This window comes from Longimicrobium sp. (assembly GCF_036554565.1).
Classification (GTDB): domain Bacteria; phylum Gemmatimonadota; class Gemmatimonadetes; order Longimicrobiales; family Longimicrobiaceae; genus Longimicrobium.
The window spans coordinates 1-4942 of the sequence record NZ_DATBNB010000385.1 but is presented as its reverse complement, the minus strand read 5'-3'; the positions used below and the strand labels follow the sequence as shown (position 1 = coordinate 4942).

General features: G+C 68.3%; 7 protein-coding genes. All 7 read left to right on the top strand.

Translation table 11 applies throughout. The annotated features are described in order from the left end of the window. Window positions 1-488: CPBP family intramembrane glutamic endopeptidase (locus VIB55_RS10680; protein ID WP_331876648.1), on the top strand; the 488-nt coding region annotated here is incomplete at its 5' end. Then, a complete protein-coding gene (locus tag VIB55_RS10675; RefSeq protein ID WP_331876647.1) occupies window positions 479-859 on the top strand; it encodes a hypothetical protein in 381 nt (126 codons plus the stop codon). The genes VIB55_RS10680 and VIB55_RS10675, both read left to right, overlap by 10 nt. A gap of 62 nt (window positions 860-921) precedes the next feature. Continuing rightward, complete coding sequence (locus tag VIB55_RS10670; protein ID WP_331876646.1) at window positions 922-1773, top strand: 3-hydroxybutyryl-CoA dehydrogenase; 852 nt, start codon at window positions 922-924, stop codon at window positions 1771-1773. Window positions 1774-1812: 39 nt separating this feature from the next. Next, entirely contained in the window at window positions 1813-2949 is a 1137-nt protein-coding gene (locus tag VIB55_RS10665) for an acyl-CoA dehydrogenase family protein (RefSeq protein WP_331876645.1), read from the top strand. A gap of 109 nt (window positions 2950-3058) precedes the next feature. Next, window positions 3059-4114: a Glu/Leu/Phe/Val dehydrogenase gene (locus VIB55_RS10660; protein WP_331876644.1), complete on the top strand. Its 1056-nt coding sequence runs from the start codon at window positions 3059-3061 to the stop codon at window positions 4112-4114. Window positions 4115-4332: 218 nt separating this feature from the next. Further along, the gene (locus tag VIB55_RS10655; protein WP_331876643.1) at window positions 4333-4653 is read left to right on the top strand and encodes a DUF2188 domain-containing protein; all 321 of its coding nucleotides are present in this window, start codon (window positions 4333-4335) and stop codon (window positions 4651-4653) included. Between the two features lie 7 nt (window positions 4654-4660). Then, window positions 4661-4942: hypothetical protein (locus tag VIB55_RS10650; protein WP_331876642.1), on the top strand; the 282-nt coding region annotated here is incomplete at its 3' end.

Here is a 4942-nt window from a genome sequence, read left to right as displayed (position 1 = left end):
CCCTGGAAGAGGTGCTCTTCCGGGGGTACTCGTTCCAGGTCCTGGTGCAGGGAATCGGCACGTGGCCCACGCTTGTGGTGACGTCGGCGCTGTTCACGTACGTGCACGGCCGCAACCCGAACGTCACCGCGCTGGCGCTGGCGAACATCTTCCTGGCCGGGTTCATGCTTGGGGTCGCCTACCTTCGCACCCGCTCGCTGTGGTTCGCCACGGCGGTGCACGTGGGATGGAACTGGGCGATGTCGGGGCTGCTGGATTTTCCCGTCAGCGGGCTGCGCCTCTTCGACGCGCCGTACTACGACGCGCACGAGACGGGGGCCGACTGGTGGACGGGGGGTGCCTTCGGTCCCGAGGCCGGCGTCGCGGCCACGATCACGCTCGCGCTCGGCACGGCGTGGCTGATGCGGACGCGTCGGATCGGCGAGAGCGCGCGGATGCGCGAGTTGCGGCCGCTGGTGGACGCGCGGATCGGTGAGGGGTGGCGGTGAGCTCCGCGCAACGGTTCTGGGGGAGCGCGGCGGCGGTCGCCATCGTGTTCTCCGCGCTCGTGCCGGTGCTGTTCCCCTTCCGCGCGCTGGGGATGGACCGGGCGCTGGAGCGGGACCACGTGTGGCTGCTGATGGTGTTCACGGCCGGCGTGATGATGATGCTCTTCGGCGCCAGCGGGCTGATCGCCGGAAAGCGGTCCATCGGCGTGCGGGACGTGGTGGACGCGGGCGGCGTTCGGCAGGCGATCGATCGCGCCTCCGAGCGCGAGGAGCGCCGCGCCGCCTATACATCCAACGCGGCTGTGTGGACCATCGTCACCGGCGCCATGCTTCTCGCGACGTACGTCGCCCTCTGGGTGGCGCTGCGCTGAATCGACAGAAAACCCGGCGCGGGCCATCGACCCCGGCCGAATTTGAACAGAGATAGAGCGAAATGGCGGAGATCCGGAAGGTCGCGGTAGTCGGGGCGGGGACCATGGGCAACGGCATCGTGCACGTGTTCGCCCATGGCGGCTACGACGTGACGATGATCGACGTGCGCGCCGAGGCGTTGGAAGGCGCGCTGAAGACCATCGGCGGCAACATGGACCGCCAGATCAAGAAGGGCGCCCTGTCCGAAGACGAGAAGGGCGCCGCGATGGGGCGCATCCGCACCGCCACGGAGCTTTCGGCCGCCGCGGACGCAGACCTGATCGTCGAGGCCGCGACCGAGAACCGCGACCTGAAGTTCCGCATCTTCCAGGAGCTGGACGCCGTCGCGGCCGAGCACGCCATCCTGGCCAGCAACACGTCGTCCATCTCCATCACCGAGATCGCCGGGCGGACGAAGCGGGCGGACCGGGTGATCGGGATGCACTTCATGAATCCCGTTCCCGTGATGAAGCTGGTGGAGATCATCCGCGGACTGGCGACCTCGGACGAGACCACGCGCACGATCGTGGCGACGTCGGAAAAGCTGGGGAAGACCGTGGCCGAGGCGCAGGACTACCCGGGTTTCGTGTCCAACCGCATCCTGATGCCCATGATCAACGAGGCCGTCTTCTGCCTGATGGAGGGCGTGGCGGACCGCGAGGCCATCGACACGGTGATGAAGCTGGGGATGAACCACCCGATGGGGCCGCTGGCACTGGCGGACCTGATCGGCCTGGACACCTGCCTGGCCATCATGCAGGTGCTTCACGACGGCCTGGGCGACGACAAGTACCGCCCGTGCCCGCTGCTGCGGAAGTACGTGGCCGCCGGCAAGCTGGGCCGCAAGACGGGCGAAGGCTTCTACGCGTACTGAGGGCACGCGCGAGCGGCCTCACCACTTGAACGGGCAGTAATGACCGAAGAGCAGCAGCAGATCCGGGACCTCGCGCGCGAGTTCGCCGAGGGGGAGCTGAAGCCCCACGCCGAGGAGTGGGACCGCGAGGCGCACTTTCCCCGCGGGGTCGTGCAGAAGCTGGGCGAGCTGGGCTTTCTGGGAATGCTGCTTCCGGAGCAGTACGAGGGGCTGGGGATGGACACGGCCACGTACCTGATCGCCCTGGAGGAGATCGCCCGGGGCGACGCCTCGGTGGCCGTGGCCATGAGCGTGCACAACTCGCTGCCCACGCAGATGATCCTGGCGCACGGCACCGACGCGCAGAAGGAGCGCTGGCTGATGCCGATGGCGCGCGGCGAGTGGCTGGGCGCGTTCTCGCTCTCCGAGCCCGACGCGGGCTCCGATGCCGCGCGGATGGCGGCGCAGGCACGCCGCGTGGACGGCGGCTGGGTGCTGAACGGCGCCAAGGCGTGGGTGACCAACGGCGGCTTCGGCGACGTGGTGGTGGCCATGGCCCGCACCGACACGCCCGACGACCGGCGCGGGGCCAAGGGCATCGGCGCCTTCATCATCCCGACGGACGCGGAGGGTTACATCGTCGGGAAGAAGGAAGACAAGATGGGGCAGCGCGCCTCCGAAACGGTGGGCATCGCCTTCCGCGACCTGTTCGTGCCCGACGACCAGGTGCTGGGCGACCCGTCGCTCGGGTTCATCTACGCGCTGCAGGGGCTGGACGGGGGACGGATGGGCATCGCCGCCGTGGCCACGGGAATCGCGCAGGCCGCGCTGGAGCACGCCGTGCGCTACGCCGACGAGCGCAAGCAGTTCGGCACCCCCATCCGGGCCTTCCAGGGGATGCAGTTCAAGCTGGCGAACATGGCTATGCGCGTGGAGGCCGCCCGTTCGCTGGTCATGCGCGCCGCCGCCGCCAAGGACGCGGGGAGGCCCGAGGCGAAGCTGTCGTCGATGGCCAAGCTGTTCGCCTCCGAAGCCGCCATGTACGTGACCACCGAGGCCGTGCAGGTGTTCGGCGGATACGGCTACGTGAAGGAATACCCGGTGGAGCGGCTGTTCCGCGACGCCAAGGTGACGGAGATCTACGAGGGAACGAGCGAAATTCAGCGGACGGTGATCGCTCGCGCGCTGTACCGGTAGGCCGCCGGAACCCGGCCGAACACCTGATCCGCCGCCGGGGCCCCGCCCCGCCGGCGCGGGCGCCCGCCGCCGCGCCCACCCACACGCATTACACTGGACCGAAACGGGCATGGAACTCTTTTCGCTGATGGGCGAGCACGACCACGAGCAGGTGGTGTTCTGCCAGGAGCCTTCGTGCGGCTACAAGGGGATCATCGCGATCCACAACACGGTGCTCGGCCCCGCGCTGGGTGGCACGCGGTACTGGAACTACAACAACGACCAGGAAGCGTACATCGATTCCCTGCGCCTGTCGCGCGGCATGACGTACAAGGCCTCCGTGGCCGGGCTCAACCTGGGCGGCGGCAAGTCGGTGATCCTGGGCGACCCGCGCAGCACCAACCGCGAGGAGATCTTCCGCGCGCACGGCCGCTTCGTGGAAACGCTCAAGGGGCGCTACATCACGGCCGAGGACGTGGGCACGTCGGTGGACGACATGGAGTTCGTGGCTATGGAGACGGAACACGTCACCGGCCGCGCGCAGACGTCGGGTGACCCGTCGCCCGTCACCGCGTACGGCGTGTACCGCGGCATCAAGGCGGCGGCCATGGCCAAGTACGGCTCCGACAGCCTGAGCGGCAAGCGGGTGACGGTGCAGGGCGTGGGGCACGTGGGCTACTACCTGTGCCAGAACCTGGCGTCGGAAGGCGCCCGCCTGGTGGTGACCGACATCGACCAGGAGCGGGTGCAGCGCATCGTGCACGAGTTCGGCGCCGAGGCGGTGGCGCCCGACGCCATCTACGGCGTCGAGGCCGACATCTACGCGCCCAGCGCGCTGGGCGCCACCGTGAACGACGACACCCTCCCGCTGCTGAAGGTGGACATCGTCGCGGGCGCCGCCAACAACGTGCTCGCCGAGGCCCGCCATGGCGATGACCTGCACGCCCGCGGCATCCTGTACGCGCCCGACTACGTGATCAACGCCGGTGGCCTGATCAACGTGTACGGAGAGCTGAACGGGTGGACGGCCGAGCGCTCCATGCGCAAGGCTGGCGACATCTACACCACCCTGCTGCGCATCTTCGAGCTGTCGGAGAACGCGGGGCTCCCCACCTACGTGGCCGCCGACCGCATCGCGGAAGAGCGCATCGCGGCCGTGGGCAAGATCCAGCAGACCTGGGTCTGATCCTTCGGGCTTCGAGCACGACGAAAAGGGCGGGCCGGCAGCGATGCCGGCCCGCTCTTTCCATGCTCCACGATTCGTCTTTTCCCGCCAGAGACGTAGCAATCCTGCGCACCGCTGGCCCGTCCAGCGCGCTCGCATTTGTGTCTGGACTGGCACCGGCAATGCCCATTATCTTCGTTGCCTGATGTCGAAGCGCGCTCTCCTTGCAGCGAGGAACGATGGCGAAGCGAAAGGCTCCACCGGAACCCTTGTTCGACGAGGCGGACCTGGACCCGAATGCCCCGCGGCTCTACATCAGCCGCAACGGGGTGGGCTGGGAGCTCCGGTCCGCCGAGGACGCGATTCTGGGCGTACACGATTCCCAGTCGACCGCGATCGATGCCGCGCGTGAGATGTCGAAGGCTCACTTCTCCGAGATCCTGGTCGAAGGCTCAACCGGCAGGTTCGTTTGGCAACTGGACCAGCGTCCGGAGTGGCTCGAAATCGTGGCGCGGCTTGGCCCCGGCGGATTCAGGACATGGTATCAGGATGACGAGTAGGCCGCTGGTGCTCGACACGAACGTGATCCTCCGTCATGACGCGAAGGAGTTGCCTCGGCGGCAGCTTTGGTCTGCCGTCGTACTACAGGAACTTGCCGCAGGCGCACCGGACACCGCGCGAGTCCGCGAGTTGCGGTCGATCCGCCTGGACGCGGAGGAGCATGGGGCGTTGCTTACGCCTGACTCGGAAGATTGGGTGGAAACGGGCAGAATCCTCAATGCGCTCCTGCGTGGCGCCCGATCCCGGCGGTCCGCGAGGCCGGTGGCGATCGCCAAGGGCGAGCAGCAG